The following is a 19,180-nucleotide window of genomic DNA, read 5'->3' as shown; positions in this document are numbered from 1 at the left end:
TCAAAAATATAGGAGTAGAAAATATGTGTGGAATCGTAGGATATATTGGAAATGAGCAGGCGGCACCAATTCTTTTAGATGGATTGGCAAAACTGGAATACCGCGGATATGACTCGGCTGGAATGGCGGTCTATGACGGAGAAAAGATTCAGGTGAAAAAGGCGACCGGACGTTTAAAGGTATTGAGTGAATTGACACACGATGGACAGACAATGCCAGGCTGTGTAGGAATTGGACATACAAGATGGGCAACACATGGTGAACCATCCGATGTGAATGCACATCCTCATTACAATGCGGATGAGACAATCGCAGTGGTACATAATGGTATCATCGAGAATTACATGAAGTTAAAGAAAAAACTGACAGACAAAGGTTATCACTTCCGTTCTGAGACAGATACAGAGGTCGTAGCGCATTTGTTAGATTACTATTACAAGGGAGATCCGCTTGAGGCAATCACAAAAGTGATGCATCGTGTGGAAGGTTCCTATGCGCTGGGGATTATTTTTGCAGACCACCCGGATATGGTGTATTCCGTGCGAAAAGACAGCCCTTTGATTGTAGGACATGGAAAAGAAGGTAACTTAATCGCATCCGATGTTCCTGCAGTTTTAAAATACACAAGAGACGTTTATTTCATTGAAAACGAAGAGATTGCATGCTTAACCAAAGACTCCATCACCTTTTTCAATGTAGATGGGGAACCGATTGAAAAACAGTCCAAGAAAATTGAATGGGATATCAATGCCGCAGAAAAAGGCGGTTTTGAGCATTTCATGTTAAAAGAGATTTACGAGCAGCCAAAGACCGTGCGCGATACCTTAAGCCCTCGTATCAAAGGAAATGAAGTCGTCATCGAAGAACTTGGCATGACAGATGATGAGATTCGTGCAATCAAAAAGATTCATATCGTAGCATGTGGTTCTGCATACCATACAGGTGTGACAGCAAAGTATGTCTTTGAGGGAATGGCAAGAATTCCGGTAGAAGTGGATTTGGCATCCGAATTCCGTTATCGTAACCCGATTCTGGAAGAGGGAGCACTTGTCATTATCATCAGTCAGTCTGGTGAGACAGCAGATTCTCTTGCAGCGCTCCGCCTTGCAAAAGAGCGTGGAATCACAACACTTGGCATTGTCAATGTAGTAGGAAGCTCTATCGCACGTGAGGCAGATAAGGTAATGTATACATGGGCAGGTCCAGAGATTGCGGTTGCAACAACAAAAGCATACAGCTGCCAGCTTGTAGCAGAATATTTGCTTGCCATCAAGTTTGCACAGGTTCGTGGTAAAATCACGGACGAACAGGTCGCAGAATACTTAAAAGATCTCCAGCAGTTACCGGCACAGATTGAGTTTTTGCTTGGAGACAAAGAAAAAATCCAGAAATTTGCAAACCGTTATGTGTCTGCAAAAGATGTATTTTTCATTGGACGAGGAATCGACTACGCAATTTCCTTAGAAGGTTCTTTGAAATTAAAAGAGATTTCTTACATTCATTCTGAGGCGTACGCAGCAGGAGAGTTAAAACATGGAACCATCTCCTTAATCGAAGATGGAACACTTGTCACTGCGGTCGTAACACAGGAAGAATTATACAAAAAGACCATCAGCAATATTGTTGAAGTTCGTACAAGAGGCGCTTATGTGTTAGCTGTGACGAACGCAGACAATGTCGAGATGGAAAAAACAGCAGATTGCGTGCTTTATATTCCACACACCAACCAATACTTTACGAACTCACTTGCAATCATTCCGTTGCAGTTGTTCAGCTACTATGTATCGGTTGGAAGAGGACTTGACGTTGATAAGCCACGTAACCTCGCAAAATCGGTTACTGTGGAATAAAAATCTAAAATAAGTTTCTGATAAAGGAACACTAGTTCTGGTAATGCCAGTTCTAGTGTTCCTTTAATTTAAATTAGACAAAAAATTGCATCATATAGCATGGGCTTTTATCTGGTGACTCGGTAAAATAAAAATTGTTCATACATTTATTATTAAATCAGGAGGGTAAAAAATGGAGTGGAACAAATTATTATCATTAGAATGTCAGGTAGAAAAGGAGCAGGAGCCTAAAGACTTCGAAAAATATCCAATTAGTGATTTAGAGAAGGATTACCAGGCAATTATATCAAGTTCAGCATTTCGGAGATTGCAGGACAAAACGCAGGTTTTTCCGCTAGATAAAAGTGATTTTGTTAGAACACGTTTAACACATTCTATAGAAGTTTCAACAATTGCCCGACAATTGGGCATCATGGTTACTCAAAATAAAACAGATTATTTACCAAAAGAATTTAGCAACGATATAGAATTGACAAATGATATTCCGATTGCGTTATCTTGTGCAGGGTTATTGCATGATATAGGAAATCCACCATTTGGACATTTTGGGGAAGTTGTCATTGGAGAATGGTTTGAAAAAAATCTGAAAAGTGACAAGTTTACTTACAAGGGAAAGAAAATAGCTGATATATTGACAAAACAGATGAAACAGGACTTAATGAACTTTGAAGGAAATGCACAGGCGCTCCGTATCCTTTCTAAAGCAAGAAATCATGCAGAAGGATATGATATTAATTTATCATATGGGGTTTTAAATACATTAATAAAATACCCGACCAATTCATTGGAGTTTAATCCGAAATCGGACGACACACAAAAACATAAACTAGGGTATTATTATGCTGAAAGAAATATTATGGAAAAAATATGTAAGGCAACAGGCACATACAGAGATGATGGAGAAGGATATTCCAGGCATCCGTTAGTTTATTTGATGGAAGCGGCAGATGATATAGCTTATGCAACGGCGGATTTAGAAGATGCAATGAAAAAAAGATTGTTTACATTAGACCAGTTTGTTTCTTATTTTGAGGGAGAGGTAACAAAAATAAAGAATTCCTATCACAATAAACGGTCAGAAGAATTATTAAATAATCTTAAGGATAGAATAAACCCAGAGAAACGAAATCCCGAAAATGATTTAATATCGTTTCAAAAATGGATGGAATATGTAAGAAAATGGCTTATGTATGTAGTAGCATATTGTTTTTCAAAAAATTACAATGATATTATGGGTGGAAAATATACATATGATATGTTTAAGGATACTAATCATGAAGCCACGATTGAGATTTTGAAGGCTGCCATGAAAGAGTTTGTATATGATGATAAAGAAATTTTGAAATTAGAACTTGCTGCAAAAAAAATCATAACGTCGCTGTTAGATGATTTTATAAATGCGGTGTTATACTATGATTTAAAGGATGAAAATTATAAACCATCGACAGCAGATAAGAAGTTAATTAATATTATTTCTGCCAATTATAAAGAAGACTATCAGCATGCAAAAACAAATGATGAATATGAAAATCTTTATTTAAGATTTTTGATGGTAACAGATTATATCAGCGGAATGACAGATACATATGCTAGAAATTTGTATAGAGAATTAAATGGACTTGATTAAATGAGACCAAATCCTGCTTTTTCATAAAAATCATATTTTCTTGATAAATTAGTCACAATTCCATCACACTTTCCCGATAAACTCTATATCAGAAGTTAAGGAAAAGGAACATTCCTTACAATATGATATCAAAAGAAAAGAGGAACTTATTATGGATCACAACAATTATAATAACAATAATCAGTCAACAGATTCTTTTTATTCCTATAATCAGGGCAGTACGCCAAATCAGCAGCAGACAGGCCAGAATGGAAATGCTTATAACGCAAACGGTCAGAATGGTGCGTACACAAATCAAAGTGATGGAATGAATGGAAATCCATATCAGAATTTTTACCAGAACACCATGAATCAGCAGCCACAGAATGGCAAGAAACCAAAGAAAGCAAAAAAAGAAAAGAAACCGGCAGGATTTGGAAGAAAGCTTGCAAGATGTGCAGCAATCGCATTGGTATTTGGACTCGTGGCAGGACCTACTTTTGCAGGAGCAAATTATCTGACAGGTCATGCACTTGGAACTAACACCAAGACAGAAAGTTCAAATACGGATGGAGCAGCAGAGGCACAGGCAATCAACGATTCCAACCAGGGTGGAAAGGTACAGTCGACTTCCACATCATCCGGAACCACAACAACAGATGTTTCGGATGTTGTTTCCAACGTAATGCCCTCCATTGTTGCAATTACAAATGTAAGTGAAACACAGTATCAGAGCTTCTTCGGACAGTCCGGTACTTATGAGAGCACAAGCTGTGGATCTGGTATTATCGTAAAACAGGATGACAATTATCTTTATATTGCTACCAACAACCACGTAGTAGATGGAGCCAACAGCCTTACCGTACAGTTTTCCAATGATACAACAGTAAGTGCAACAATAAAAGGACAGGATGCCACGACAGACCTTGCAGTCGTTCAGGTAGCACTTAGCGATATTGATGCAGATACCTTATCCGCCATCAAAGTTGCAACACTTAGTGACTCCGATCAGCTTTCTGTCGGAAGTTCCTGCATCGCAATTGGTAATGCATTAGGTTATGGACAGTCTGTAACAACAGGTGTCATCAGTGCCTTAAACCGTGAAGTCAGTGTATCAGACGAGACATCAGGTGCAAGCTACACAAGCGAATTGATTCAGACAGATGCCGCTATCAACCCAGGTAACAGTGGTGGAGCACTTTTAAATGCAAACGGTGAAGTAATCGGTATCAACTCGGTAAAATATTCCTCCACAGAAGTAGAAGGAATTGGTTATGCAATCCCAATCAACACTGCAGCACCAATTATTAACCAGCTTATCACCATGGAAAAAGTGGACGAGGCAAACAGCGCTTACCTTGGAATCAAAGGTGTTGATGTATCCAGTGATGTTGCAAAGACATACAACATGCCAAGTGGTGTCTATGTCGCACAGGTAGTTGCTAATTCAGCAGCAGCACAGGCTGGTATCCAGCAGGGTGATATCATCACAAAATTTGATGGAAAAGACATTCAGACGATGGAAGGATTGTCCCAGACACTCCAGTACTATGCAGCAGGCACACAGGTTGATGTGACAATACAACGAGCAAACGGAGGTCAGTATGAAGAACAGACGATTTCCGTAACGTTAGGCAGCAAAAACTAACTCCAAAATCTGTTTGGAAAAGTAAAAACGAATTTAAAAGGATACTTGAAAAAGTGGAGCGGATTCCGTTAAAATTGGAAACGCTTCACTTTTTTTCGAAAAAAAGTTACCAGGATGTGGATAGAAGTTACAATTTTCTTCCATACTAGAAAAAAAGAATATACATTTTATAAAAAATTTCATTTTTATTAAAATAGTTATTGTAAGGTGTATTCGCTTTGTGTTAATATATGAAATGGTCGTATCGTAAGGTATGAAATCCGTTCTGATTACCAGGCTCAAGACGAAAGATGGTTTACCACCGGCGCAATCGAGCATGGAAAAGGAACACTATTAAAAAATAAGAGGTAGTATATGAAGAACATCAGAAGAACAAAAATTATTTGTACTATGGGACCTGCTGTAGAAAAGAACGATGTAATGAGACATCTGGTTGAAGAGGGAATGGATGTTGCTAGATTTAACTTCTCCCACGGTGACCACGAAGAACAGTTAGGAAGATTAACAAAATTAAGAGAACTTCGTAAAGAATATGGACGTCCAGTTGCAGCACTTTTGGATACAAAAGGACCAGAAATCCGTTTAAAAGAGTTTGCAACAGGTAAAGTAGAATTAAAAGAAGGACAGACATTTACTTTAACAACAGAAGACATTATGGGTGATGAGACACGTGTTGCAATCAGCTACGCAGGTCTTCCAGATGATGTTAAACCAGGCGATCACATCTTAATCGATGATGGTTTGGTAGACTTAGAAGTAACTGCAATCAATCCAGTTGCAAATAAAGAATCCGACGCAAAAGATATCGTTTGCCGTGTATTAAACGGTGGTGGTATTTCTAATAAGAAAGGTGTAAACGTACCAAACGTTGACCTTGCAATTCCTTTCATCAGCGAAAAAGATTACAGTGATATCGTATTCGCAGTAGAGCAGGATTATGATTTCATCGCTGCATCTTTCGTACGTACAGCAGATGACGTATTAGAGATCAGAAAAGTTTTAGCTGACAATGCTGACAAGGGTGATAACAACGTTAAGATTATCGCTAAAATCGAGAACATGCAGGGTGTAAACAACATCGATTCTATCATCGAAGTAGCTGACGGAATCATGGTTGCACGTGGTGATATGGGTGTTGAAATCCCAATCGAAAACGTACCTGCAATTCAGAAAATGATCATCAAGAAATGTAACAACGCTGGTAAACAGGTTATCACTGCTACACAGATGTTAGATTCCATGATGAAACACCCAAGACCTACAAGAGCTGAGGCTACTGACGTAGCAAACGCTATCTATGATGGAACAAGTGCTATCATGTTATCTGGTGAAACAGCAAACGGTGATTACCCAGTAGAAGCATTAAAGACAATGGTTCGTATCGCAGTTCGTACAGAAGAAGATATCAACTACGCTTCTCGTTTGAAATCCCGTCAGACAGTTGCTGACACAGATATCACAAACGCTATTTCTCATGCAGCTTGTACAATGGCAGTAGATTTAAATGCATCTGCAATCATGGCAGTTACAAAATCTGGCCGTACAGCACACATGATTTCTAAATTCAGACCTACATGCCCAATCATTGGCGGATGCTTAACAGAAAAAGTTTATCGTCAGTTAAATATCGGATGGGGTGTTGTTCCACTTCTCTTAGAGGAGAAAGAAGACGCTCATGAATTATTCGATTACGCTGTAGAAGCAGCAGTAAAAGCTGGAGCAGTAGAAAAAGATGATGTTGTAGTTGTAACAGCAGGTGTTCCACTTGGTGTTTCCGGTACAACGAACCTTGTAAAAGTTCAGGTTGCTGAATAATCGTGATTTGATTTTAAAAATAAAATAAAATCGATATAAGAGACCGATGCGCGGATTTTGCGTATCGGTCTCTTTACTTTAACACGTTATTACGACGAATGGCGAAAACGGGATGAAATACCGCAAAAACGGGAAAGTAGAAAAATTTTACATCTACTATAATAGAAGTAACTGCTTCGTGCAGAAAAAACAAAGGAGAAGAGTGAATGAAAAGGAAATCGATAAGAGACAGATTCCGAAGAGGAATCGCAATTGCGTTAGCAGCTGTATTTGCTTGTTCTAACTTCAATACAGCAACTGTTTTCGCGGAAGATGGAACTTTTGATGTGAATCCACCAGTGATTGAAAGCGTGGAACTCATTCCGTCGGTAGAATCACCGACAACCAATGATTCTGTGACAATCAGGGTAACGGCTTACGATGCACAGACAGGGGTTACGAGTGTTGGAGCGAATGTAACCTATGCGGATGAAGCCGGAAATCTTGCATCAGATTCCCAGTATGTGAGCCTGGATAAGACGGGAGATAAGACTTACGAGGGAACAGTCTCACTTCTGAATTACCGGAATGCGGGAACCTTATGCTTGAGAAAGCTTTATGTAAGGGATGCAAGGGAGAATTCAGCAGATGACAGTGCATTCATTTATGTAGATGCCAGCCGGGGAGAGACTTTAGCTAATTTTAAAAATAAAGTAAGCTTCACCCTGGGCACAATGGGAACAACCGAAATTAAGACAACATCGGTTGGCCTTTATAAGGACTGGGCCGCTTCTGAGGCAATAGAGGGACAGACCTTAACAGGAACATCGGTTAACTTCTATACAAAGATGACAGTGTCCGATGATACAAATGTGGAGCAGTTCTATGCCAGATTTGATGGTGATAATGGAACTGTTATCGATGATGTGAACTTTTACAAAGTATCAGAGGGATATAATGGAAATGGTTATGTCTCCTCTTATAAGCTTAAAAACGGGTTGAGCCTGGAAACATTCCGTTTGTCTCATATTTTTGCAAAAATGACAGATGGCTCGATTGTGGAAGTAACACCGGCAGATGGCGTTAGTTTTTCAAATGAATGGTTTAGCTATCAGAAAGCAGATTACGCAGATGAGTCTCCTGCTTATGAATCTATCAGCTTAAAGGTGAACGGAGAAGAAGTCACACCGGAGAAAATGCTATATCCGGGTACTGTGATAGATGTGACTGTTACAATTCAGTCAGATAAGGCTTATGAGGACAAAATGAAGGCATGGTTTGAAACTGTGTTAGAGGATAATAGTTCTAATGCCTGGATTGATTTGAACAGAGTATCTGCAGACTCTAATGTTTATACAGGACAATTTGAAATTACGAATGATACTTATCCAACTGTATGGAGACTTTATGGAATGCGGTGGGATAGCCAGAACACAACGCATGGAAGTATTAATGGCTATTACTTTACCGTACAGCAGGGAGAGGGCGGAACTGTTGTGATTCCGACAACGAATGTCAGCTTCTATGTCAGCTTCCTTCAGGGTTCGGATAATGGATATATTGGACGAAATTCGTACAACGTTGATTTGAAAGACGTTATGCTGTTCTCACATATTACACCAGAACAGTTAAAACTTGGAAATGCTCCTGCTTCTGTTGGCGGCATGAACATTGTAGACTGGCATGTCTATGCAAGTGAGTGGAACGGAACAACAAACGTTACAAAGGATTTGGGTTCTTTAGCAGATTATAAGGTAATGCCAAATCAGTACGGACTGCGTGTCAGCCCGGTTTATGACAAGAAGACAGTGACAGTTCATTATGACTCTGTGAAAGATGGATATCTTTGTAGAGAAGATGTAGATTACACCTACGCGCAGGATGAAGCAATTACAGATGATACAATTCGTAGTTATCTCACAAGAGAAGGACAGGCAGAAGCGGGTGTGGCCTTTGAAAAATGGGAGACAGATACAACTGCAGATGATATCAATAGACAGTTAGAGTTTAACCATGCAGATGTATATGTAAGAGCATGCTATGCTGGAAAAGAAGTCGTGGATGTAGAGTATGACAGAGGTACCTTAGATACGGATATTTACGACGAAGTATATTTGGTAGATAAAGGATTAAGCGATGAACAGCTAGTGGAACAGTACAAGAATCCAAAAAACAATCCATATCAGGGTGTTGACTTAAATGGTGCTGTAAAAGTAAAAAGCTGGGAGAATGACGGGGTAGAACGTGGCAGCTGGAGTTACATCAGATATGTAGCTGATTTTGAAAATTGCGTTGCCCAGTTTGAAATTGAATCCGATAGTACGTGGGAAAGCTGCTATATGGGATTTGACGAGGGAGCAACCTTTACACTTCCAAGTGAAATGGCAGATTATAAGGACATTGTCTGGGATGAGATGGGAAGCTGGATTGGAAGTGGAAAAGATACATACAAAAAGATTGATGGCAGTGAGACTTTCACTGCAGTAAAATTAATGTATTTCCACGGAATAGGTGTATATGTAAATGGTTCATCATCAGGCGGCTCAACAAATGGTGGAACAGCAAGTGGTTCAACAGGGGGTACCACGACAGGCGGTTCCACAGGAGAGACATCCTCTGCTTATGTTCCGGTTACAATGCCAGCAGAAAAGATTTCATCTGAGGTAAATACAATTACAAGTGCAGTTAAATCGGGTGTGAAGACGGTTAAAATCGCAATGGATGGTGCAACTGTCGTTCCAACCGCAATTTTAGAGGCTGCAAAAGGAAAAGATATCGATATTGTATTAGATATGGGTGGTTATTCCTGGACTATCAACGGAAAAGATATTAAAGCAGGAAACTTAAAAGATATTGATTTGAAAGTAAACTTTGATACAAAGGTAGTGCCGGATTCTGTGGTATCTGCTGTTGCAGGCTCTAATCCGACCAAACAGATTTCACTGGCATACAATGGGGACTTTGGTTTCAAGGCAAGCTTAAGCTTCAATATCGGAAATGAGTATAAGGGAAAATACGGAAATCTGTTTTATTATGATTCAAACGGAAAATTAGTATTCATGAATGCAGGAAAGATTTCAGATGATGGAACGGTCAGCTTAGAGTTCTCACATGCATCTGACTATGTCATTGTAATCAGTGAAGAAAACATGACACCTGCAGCTCCGGATACAGGGGATGAAGCAATTCCATTCGCATCGATGGCACTTCTTTTTGCTGGTGCAGCATTGATTTTTGCAGTATCCAAAAAGAAGATGGCAAGATAATAGGGAACGGTAGCAAAAAACAGAAAAAGATGTGTGAAAACCTTCGGAAAAAGTAAGATTTTTCCGAAGGTTTTTTGGTACAAATTTCATTGCCAGACAGATGTAAAATATGGTAAGATTACAGTATTAAATAAGCATATAAAAAGTGAAATTTTCTTTTTATAAAAATGACAGAAATACAGAATAGAATGAGAAAATGCGTACACGCTAAGAGATGAAACTGCAATATTCTGTTCTGTCAAAAGACGGAGGAATGGAACATGAAGAAGAAAAAAATCGTAATTGCGCTTGGACATGAAGCATTAGGAACAACACTGCCAGAGCAGCAGGAGGCTACAAAGCATACAGCAAAAGCGGTTGCAGAGTTTATTCGTGATGATTATCAGGTTGTAATCACACACAGTAATGGTCCTCAGGTTGGAATGATTCATACCGCAATGTCAGAATTTTGCAGAATTTATCCAGAATATACGGCAACACCAATGTCTGTTTGTTCTGCGATGAGTCAGGGATATATCGGATATGATTTACAGAATGCAATTCATTCAGAACTTTTAGGAAAAGGAATTTATAAGACAGTATCAACCGTATTGACACAGGTTGTGGTAGATCCTTATGATGAGGCATTTTACCAGCCAAGTAAGATTATTGGGCGTGTGATGAATGAAGAGGAAGCAGAGGCTGAGGAGAAGAAAGGCAACCATGTAGTGAAGGTAGAAAATGGTTACCGCCGTATTGTTGCAGCACCAAAGCCAATGGATATCGTAGAGATTGACGCAATCCGTGCGTTAAGCGATGCAGATCAGGTTGTCATTGCCTGCGGAGGCGGTGGAATCCCGGTATTGGCACAGGATAACCATTTAAAAGGAGCAAGTGCGGTTATCGAGAAGGATCTTGCAGCAGGAAAGCTGGCAGAGCTTTTAGATGCGGACATGTTAGTTATTTTAACAAGTGTAGATCATGTCAGCCTGAATTACGGTACCGATCAGGAGCAGCCACTGAATACATTAACGGTTGCTCAGGCTCGCGAATATTTAGAGCAGGGACAGTTTGAAGAAGGAACAATGAAGCCAAAGATTGAGGCAGCAATTAATTTCATTGGGGATTCCGCAATCAAGTCCGTTTTAATTACAAATCTGCACAAGGATGATGCATCCGTTCATCCGGGAGCAGGTACCTTGATTAAGAAATAGAGTTTTATACAGCAATAACAGATACCTTGACTAAGAAATAAGGTTTTGGTACAGCAATAACAAGTATTTTAATTTGAAATAGAGTTTTTGTATTGGAACAACAGGTTAGTCAGTAATTTAGGATATCCTAAGTTAAGAAAGAATAAATGAGGTGAATGGTATGACTACTAGAAAAACAAAAATCATTTGTACATTAGGCCCATCAACAGATAAAGATGGAGTTTTAAGAACTATAATCGAAGAGGGAATGGATATTGCCCGATTTAACTTTTCCCATGGAACCCATGAGGAACAGTTAGTGCGTCTTGAAAAATTGCGAAAACTCCGGGAAGAATTACATCGCCCGGTGGCAGCGTTATTGGATACAAAGGGACCTGAGATTCGATTAAAGGAATTTGCAAATGGAAAAGTAGAGCTAGTGAAAGACCAGACCTTTACTTTGACAACGGAAGATATCAAGGGTGATGAGACACGTGTTACGATTACTTATAGAGGTCTTGCAGATGACGTAAAACCGGGCAATCGTATCTTGATTGATGATGGTCTTGTTGAGTTAGAAGTTACCGCTGTAAATGCGTTTGAAGGTAAAGCAGAGCAGGAATATGATATTGTGTGTCGTGTTTTAAACGGTGGTACAATCTCAAACCGCAAAGGTGTCAATGTACCGGATGTTAACTTAACAATGCCTTATATCAGTGAAAAAGATTACAGTGATATCGTGTTTGCAGTAGAGCAGGATTATGATTTTATCGCTGCTTCCTTTGTACGTTGCGCAGACGATGTTATGCAGATTCGTAAAATTTTAAGAGAGCATGGCGGAAGTGACATCAAGATTATTTCTAAAATTGAAAATATGCAGGGTGTGCAGAATATTGATGAGATTATCAGAGTGTCCGACGGAATCATGGTTGCCCGTGGTGATATGGGCGTTGAGATTCCGATTGAAGAAGTACCTTTGATTCAGAAAATGATTATCAAGAAGGTATGCAATGCCGGAAAACAGGTTATCACAGCAACTCAGATGTTAGATTCCATGATTAAGAATCCAAGACCGACAAGAGCGGAAGCAACAGACGTTGCAAATGCAATTTTTGATGGTACAAGTGCAATCATGTTGTCCGGTGAGACGGCAGCAGGTGCATATCCTGTGGAAGCAGTAAAAACGATGGCACGTATTGCAGTTCGAACAGAGAGCGAAATCGATTACGCTGCACGTTTAAGACAGCTTCGATTGATGATGAATCCAGACACGACAAATGCAATTTCCCATGCAACCTGTACGATGTCCGTTGATATGAATGCAACTGCCATCATCACCGTTACAAAATCAGGACGTACTGCGCAGATGGTTTCAAAATACAGACCATCCTGTGAGATTGTCGGTGGTTGCCTGACAAAGAAAGTATACCGTCAGTTAAACCTTTGCTGGGGCGTTACTCCATTATTACTGGAAGAAAAAGATGATACAACGGTATTATTTGACCATGCAGTGGATGCTTCTGTTGAAGCCGGTGTCATTTCAAAAGGCGATGTTGTTATCTTAACAGCAGGTGTTCCGCTTGGGGTTTCCGGAACAACCAACATTGTAAAGGTTCAGGTAGCAGGTCATATTCTTGTAAATGGATGCGGAATGAATGATAAGGTTGCATCTGGAAATCTTTGCGTAGCTACTTCCGTGGAAGAATTACGCAAGAACTTCAGACCAGGTGACATTATTGTCGCAAGCGATACCTGCAATGAGATGATGGAGCAGATTCGCCAGGCATCCGCACTTGTTGTGGAGGCAGACAATGAAACCTGCCACGCTGCAATTGCCGGATTAAGCCTTGACATCCCTGTTATCATTAGAGCTGAAAATGCTTTGGGTATTTTAAAATCCGGCGCATATGTAACGGTAGATGCCGAAAAAGGATATATCAGCACCAATAACAAATAGATTGAGTTTATTGTGTAGTAGTTGTCTGTGAATTAGGACAGATATATGAAGTGGATTGGGATGCAAAGCAGAATATGAAGCAGAATATATGCGAAGTAGATTGATATGCAAAGCAGAATATGAAGTAGTATGTATACGAAGTGGATTGATATGCAAACAGAATATAAAATAATATATATATGCGAAGTAGAATATGGGAAAAGTAGTATAGGTGTATGAAATAGAACGACCATGTATTGAAGCGACAGCTTGGTACAGGGTCGTTCTTTATTATATCACGCACGAATGTGCATATTTATAAAGCTCAAAATAATATAGAGTGACGATTTTACGTCCATAGTTTGGGCTAAATAACTTAGCCACAGAGAATGTATACAACCTTTTTTGCGTCAATGCTGTGGATTCATTTTATTTGGAAAATTACATGCCTTATGGATAAAAATGGACATTAGGCATGTGCGTTACATGGAAAATTTTGCGCGGAGGGCGTGCCTACAAGGCATTTGAAGCAAAAAGGCATGTACATCATGGGGAATATGTTCAGAAATTAACATGCCTAATTGCAAAAATGAACCATGAGGCACGCCTTTTATCGGTTCAATTTGCATGCCGGAAGCCCTATTTTTAACAAAAGGCACCGCTAATTCTCAAAATTATCAGGATACTGCGCGTGCCTTTTGGCTTCTTTCACGGTCAAGGCATGCACGGACGTGAAAAAGTAAAAGCGCCATGTCTGATAGCCCAATATAGATAGGGACAGGGCGCGCGCAGAATACCAATGACCTGCGTAGATGCTCATTAATTCCACCGTGTCGCGGTCAAGCCCGGTGCACACAGAATACAAATGATCTCCTAGATGCTCCATGGATGACTGTTTCATTACTAACTTCAAAATTAAGATATATAAGTATATTATGAAATGTAAAATATACTTGACAAAATATCGTCTGACATTTAGAATCAAGATAACGGAAGTCGGGTTGCAGTTATTACACGATGGAAGCAAAAAGTGAAGCAGCAGGCGATAAAGATGTTTGCTGATATACAGGAGGAGAAACATGGGAAATTATATTTTTGCATTTATTGGAATTGCCGTTATTGTTTTTATTTTATCATTGATTGCGAAGAAAGTAGCAGACGGAGAATTGTCAAATTGTCAGTATGATGAGAGACAGGAGATTGAGCGGGGAAAAGGATTTAAAGCAGGATTTTTTACAATGATAATCTACTTTTTATTGTATGGAGCTTTGGAATCAATGACAGGAATTGTGTGGTGTGAGACATTAGTCGGAATGCTTCTTGGAATCTGTTTGGGAATTTTTGTGTTTGCAGCTTATTGCATTATGAAAGATGCATATATGTCTATGAATGACCAGCCAAAGAAATTTTATATTTTATTCGGAGCGGTAGGGCTTATGAATACGGTTCTTGGCATGCAGCACATTATAGAAGGAGAAGCCATACAGGATGGAAAAATCAACAACTGTATCTTGAACCTTTTCATTGGAATTATGTTCCTTGGATTATGTGTAGTACTTGCATGGAAAAATAAGAAGAGTGAAATGGAATAGGTAGGAAACAGCCATGAAAAATTTGAAATTAAAAGCAGCCAGAGCCGCAAAAGATATGTCCCAGCAGCTTTTGGCAGACGTGGTGGGGGTATCAAGGCAGACAATCAATGCGATTGAAAAAGGGGACTATAACCCATCCATTAAACTTTGCCTTGCGATATGTCATGCACTTGATAAGACATTAGACGAGCTGTTTTGGGATGGTGAGTGATGAGAGAAAAATTAACTACAATTGTAATCAATATAAAAACAGCACCTGATGAGATTGCAAAAACAGAAGGCGGGACAAGACCCATCCAGTCAAGTGAAATAGAAGAAAGTGGCGCTTTACCCATCCAGTCAAGTGAAACAGAAGAAAGTGGCGCCTCACCCATCCAGTCATGTGAAACAGAGGAAAGTGGCATCTCACCCATCCGATTTTTCTATACGAAGTTAGCGTCGACTTACCGCATCGAACAATGGAGTGGCGTCGGAGATCTGACCACTTTTTTACAGGGAAAAAAGATAAATGCGTCGGATGCCCTGTTGCTGTCAAATCAGGAAGAACACCTGCTGCAGGCAAGGGGGCTTGGAATGGCGCGGGTCGGCTATCTGCCGCCGGGGACGGATGAATTTTTAGCAGGAACCGATACGGTTGTCGAGAACCTAAGCGACCTTGAACCAGATTTTTTTGAAAAAAGATTTGAACGGCAGCATGGAATTCCATGGACAATTTTTACGACCGCAAGACTTCTGGTACGCGAGTTTGAAATGAACGATTTGGATGATTTGTTTGAACTGTATCAGTATGACGGAATGACAGATTATATGGAAGGACTTTATCCGTACGAAGAAGAGAAAAAATATCAAAAAGCCTATATCGATTGCATGTACCGGTATTATGGGTTTGGAATGTGGTTAGTCTTTGAAAAAGAAAGCGGGAAACTTGTCGGACGTGCCGGTTTTGAGCAAAGGGATGACTTTGATGGAGAGGTGGAACTAGGATACGCAATCGGGACACCTTTTTGGGGAAGGGGTTATGCGACAGAAGTTTGTGAAGGAATTCTGTCTTTCATTGAAAAAGAAGAGTTAGGGTTTGAACGCGTGAATTGTCTGATTGAACCGGAAAACATAGCGTCAATCCATGTCGCCCAAAAGCTGGGATTTCAATTTTTAGAGGAGGTACATCGGGAGGGCAAAAAAATGCGTCGTTATGTCCTTGATATGACAAACAGACGTTGCATTTTACAAAAAAATAAAATATAATAGTTAAATACAAAAAATGACGGATAAAGTAGGTGATGTACATGGCAGATATTTCATCAGAAGAATTAGAAAAAAAGGTAAGAGAAGAAGAGGACAGCATCAAACAAATGAAAGAGTTTGAGAGCCCCGAAAAACTATATGAAGAATTGATTGCCAGCGTGCATAAATACCACCCGTCTGCGGATATTTCGCTGATTGAGAAGGCATATCACATTGCGGATGAGGCACACAAGGGACAGGTGCGTAAATCTGGAGAACCTTATATCATTCATCCATTATGTGTTGCGATTATTTTAGCAGAGTTAGAACTTGATAAAGAGACGATTGTGGCAGGACTTCTTCATGATGTCGTGGAAGATACGGTGATGACGGATGAGGAGATTTCCGAGGAGTTTGGAGCGGAGGTTGCGCTGCTTGTAGATGGTGTTACCAAGTTAGGCCAGTTGTCCTACGATGCAGACAAGGTTGAGGTTCAGGCCGAAAATTTACGAAAAATGTTCCTTGCGATGGCAAAGGATATCCGTGTCATTTTGATTAAACTTGCCGACCGTCTCCACAATATGCGTACATTAAAGTACATGACACCGGAGAAGCAGAAGGAAAAAGCAAGGGAGACTATGGATATTTACGCTCCGATTGCACAGCGTCTTGGTATTTCAAAAATCAAGATTGAATTGGATGACTTGTCCTTAAAATACCTGGAACCGGAAGCATACTATGATTTGGTTAAACAGGTTGCACAAAGAAAAAGTGTCCGTGATGAGTATGTGCAAAAGCTTGTGGAGGAAGTACGTGCCCATATTAAAGCGGCAGGAATTCCGGCGCAGATTGACGGACGTGCCAAACACTTTTTCAGTATCTACAAGAAAATGGTGAACCAGGATAAGACATTAGACCAGATTTATGACTTGTTTGCGATTCGTATTATTGTAGATTCCGTGAAGGACTGTTATGCGGCACTCGGTGTCATCCATGAGATGTATAAGCCGATTCCGGGTCGTTTTAAGGATTACATTGCGATGCCAAAGCCAAATATGTATCAGTCCTTGCATACCACCCTGATTGGACCAACCGGTCAGCCGTTTGAGATTCAGATTCGTACGTTTGAGATGCACCGTACCGCAGAGTATGGTATCGCAGCTCACTGGAAATACAAAGAGGCAAGCAACAACGGCGGGGCAGTCGTGCCAATGACCGTTTCCGAGGAAGAGAAGTTAAGCTGGCTGCGGCAGATTCTGGAATGGCAGAGAGACATGTCCGACAACAAGGAGTTTATGAGTCTGCTAAAGAGCGACTTGGATTTGTTCTCTGACACCGTCTTTTGCTTTACACCATCCGGAGATGTCAAAAACCTTCCAAACGGCTCGAACCCGATTGATTTTGCATACAGTATTCATTCTGCTGTGGGTAATAAGATGATTGGTGCGAAGGTAAATGGCAAGCTTGTACCAATTGACTATGTGATTCAAAATGGTGACCGGATTGAGATTATTACCTCACAGAACTCGAAAGGACCAAGCCGTGACTGGCTGAATCTGGTTAAGAGTACACAGGCAAAAAATAAGATTAACCAGTGGTTTAGGAGCAGTTTAAAGGAAGAAAATATTGTAAAAGGAAAAGAATTGATTGCCTCCTGCTGTAAGGCAAAAGGAATCAATCTATCCGATATCAATAAACCGGAGTACCAGAATAAAATTTTGCGAAAATATGGTTTCCACGATTGGAATTCCTGCCTTGCAACGGTAGGACATGGCGGCTTAAAAGAAGGTCAGATTGTCAACCGTATGTATGAGGAATACAAGAAAGACCATATTGCACACATCACAGATGAAGAAGTCCTTGAGACGATTTCCGAGAATAAGGATAAAACACCGCTTAAGAAGTCAAAGAGCGGCATTATTGTAAAAGGTCTTTATGACGTTGCAGTTCATTTTTCAAAATGCTGCAGCCCGGTTCCTGGCGATGAGATTGTCGGATTTGTCACAAGAGGCCGAGGTGTTTCCATTCATCGAACTGATTGTATCAACATTATCAATCTATCCGATATGGAAAAGGAGCGCCTGATTGATGCGGAATGGCAGCACGATGAAGAATCCGGCAGCAATGGATTATACCGTGCCGAGATTAAGATATTCGGAAATAACAGAACTGGCTTACTTGTGGATATCACACGTGTATTCACAGAGCGGGAAATCGATATCAATGCGATTCATTCAAAGACAAGCAAGCAGGGAATCGCAACAATTGATTTATCTTTCAGTACAAAAGGAAAAGCAGAATTAACCAGCGTAATTGACAAATTGCGTCAGATTGACAGTATTATTGATATTGAAAGAACCACCGGCTAACAGTACGGTGGTTTCTTTTCTGAATAAGAGAAGCAGAGGAAAGTCCACAGTTTGGATAGAAAGATGAGGATGTTAAGATGGCACCACTTAGAGTAGAACAATATGTAGTTGGAATGGTACAGACAAACTGTTATTTTGCGATAAACGATGACACCAAGGAAGTGATAGTCATTGATCCGGGTGCGAGTGCAAAAGAGCTTGCAAAAAAAGTGCAGGAAGAGCAGTTAAAACCGGTTGCAATTCTGTTAACCCATGGTCATTTTGATCATGCGACAGGGGCAGAGGAGTTAGCAAAACTTTTGCAGGTAGAGATTTATGCACAGGAAGCAGAGAAGGAAACGTTAGAGAATCCAGAACTGAATTTAAGTGGCTGGGAAGGCACACAGCGCGTTTTTCATGCGGATCATTATTTAAAAGATGAGCAGGAACTTGATTTGGCAGGATTTCACATCCGTGTGCTTCACACACCGGGTCATACGGTGGGAGGCTGCTGCTATTATTTCCCTTATCAGAATGCAGTGTTTAGTGGGGACACCCTTTTTTGCACATCGGTTGGCAGAACCGATTTCCCAAAAGGAAGTGCGTCTGCAATTGTGCGTTCCATCAAGGAAAAACTGATGCCGCTGCCGGATGAGACAATGGTCTATACCGGACATAATGAGTTGACTTCCATCGGAACTGAGCGGATGTATAACCCATATTTATAGAAGAAACCCATGTAAT

General features: G+C 40.2%; 11 protein-coding genes and 1 pseudogene. All 12 read left to right on the top strand.

The features are described 5' to 3' along the window. Positions 1-23: 23 nt before the first annotated feature. Positions 24-1,850 (top strand): glutamine--fructose-6-phosphate transaminase (isomerizing), encoded by a 1,827-nt coding sequence (gene glmS / locus BIV16_RS09130; protein ID WP_075681942.1) that lies wholly within the window; start codon positions 24-26, stop codon positions 1,848-1,850. 172 nt (positions 1,851-2,022) lie between these two features. After that, positions 2,023-3,477: a deoxyguanosinetriphosphate triphosphohydrolase gene (locus tag BIV16_RS09125; RefSeq protein ID WP_075681940.1), complete on the top strand. Its 1,455-nt coding sequence runs from the start codon at positions 2,023-2,025 to the stop codon at positions 3,475-3,477. 151 nt (positions 3,478-3,628) lie between these two features. After that, positions 3,629-5,104, top strand: coding sequence for a S1C family serine protease (locus BIV16_RS09120; protein ID WP_075681938.1), 1,476 nt, complete (start codon positions 3,629-3,631; stop codon positions 5,102-5,104). A 354-nt stretch (positions 5,105-5,458) separates the two neighbouring features. Then, positions 5,459-6,913, top strand: a pseudogene (pyk, locus tag BIV16_RS09115) (pyruvate kinase); the annotation flags it as partial. Between the two features lie 212 nt (positions 6,914-7,125). Next, on the top strand, positions 7,126-10,164 hold the full coding sequence (locus BIV16_RS09110; protein WP_075681934.1) for a hypothetical protein: 3,039 nt from the start codon (positions 7,126-7,128) through the stop codon (positions 10,162-10,164). Between the two features lie 260 nt (positions 10,165-10,424). Next, positions 10,425-11,357: a carbamate kinase gene (gene arcC, locus BIV16_RS09105; protein WP_075681932.1), complete on the top strand. Its 933-nt coding sequence runs from the start codon at positions 10,425-10,427 to the stop codon at positions 11,355-11,357. A gap of 160 nt (positions 11,358-11,517) precedes the next feature. Beyond that, positions 11,518-13,293, top strand: coding sequence for a pyruvate kinase (pyk, locus tag BIV16_RS09100; protein WP_075681930.1), 1,776 nt, complete (start codon positions 11,518-11,520; stop codon positions 13,291-13,293). 1,058 nt (positions 13,294-14,351) lie between these two features. Then, positions 14,352-14,864: a hypothetical protein gene (locus BIV16_RS09095; protein WP_075681928.1), complete on the top strand. Its 513-nt coding sequence runs from the start codon at positions 14,352-14,354 to the stop codon at positions 14,862-14,864. 13 nt (positions 14,865-14,877) lie between these two features. Beyond that, complete coding sequence (locus tag BIV16_RS09090) at positions 14,878-15,075, top strand: helix-turn-helix transcriptional regulator (protein ID WP_075681926.1); 198 nt, start codon at positions 14,878-14,880, stop codon at positions 15,073-15,075. After that, on the top strand, positions 15,075-16,109 hold the full coding sequence (locus BIV16_RS09085) for a GNAT family N-acetyltransferase (protein WP_075681924.1): 1,035 nt from the start codon (positions 15,075-15,077) through the stop codon (positions 16,107-16,109). The genes BIV16_RS09090 and BIV16_RS09085 overlap by 1 nt, the downstream gene beginning before the upstream one ends. Before the next feature lie 41 nt (positions 16,110-16,150). Beyond that, positions 16,151-18,457, top strand: a complete 2,307-nt coding sequence (locus BIV16_RS09080; protein ID WP_075681922.1) for a RelA/SpoT family protein — start codon at positions 16,151-16,153, stop codon at positions 18,455-18,457. A gap of 77 nt (positions 18,458-18,534) precedes the next feature. Next, positions 18,535-19,164 carry an MBL fold metallo-hydrolase gene (locus BIV16_RS09075; protein ID WP_075681920.1) on the top strand — a complete coding sequence of 210 codons (630 nt, stop codon included), beginning with the start codon at positions 18,535-18,537 and terminating at the stop codon, positions 19,162-19,164. The last annotated feature ends 16 nt before the right edge of the window (positions 19,165-19,180 follow it).

The sequence above is a fragment of the Roseburia sp. 831b genome (assembly GCF_001940165.2).
GTDB lineage: Bacteria > Bacillota > Clostridia > Lachnospirales > Lachnospiraceae > Roseburia.
The sequence above is the reverse complement of the archived record's forward strand: the minus strand, read 5'-3'. Positions and strand labels throughout refer to the sequence as shown.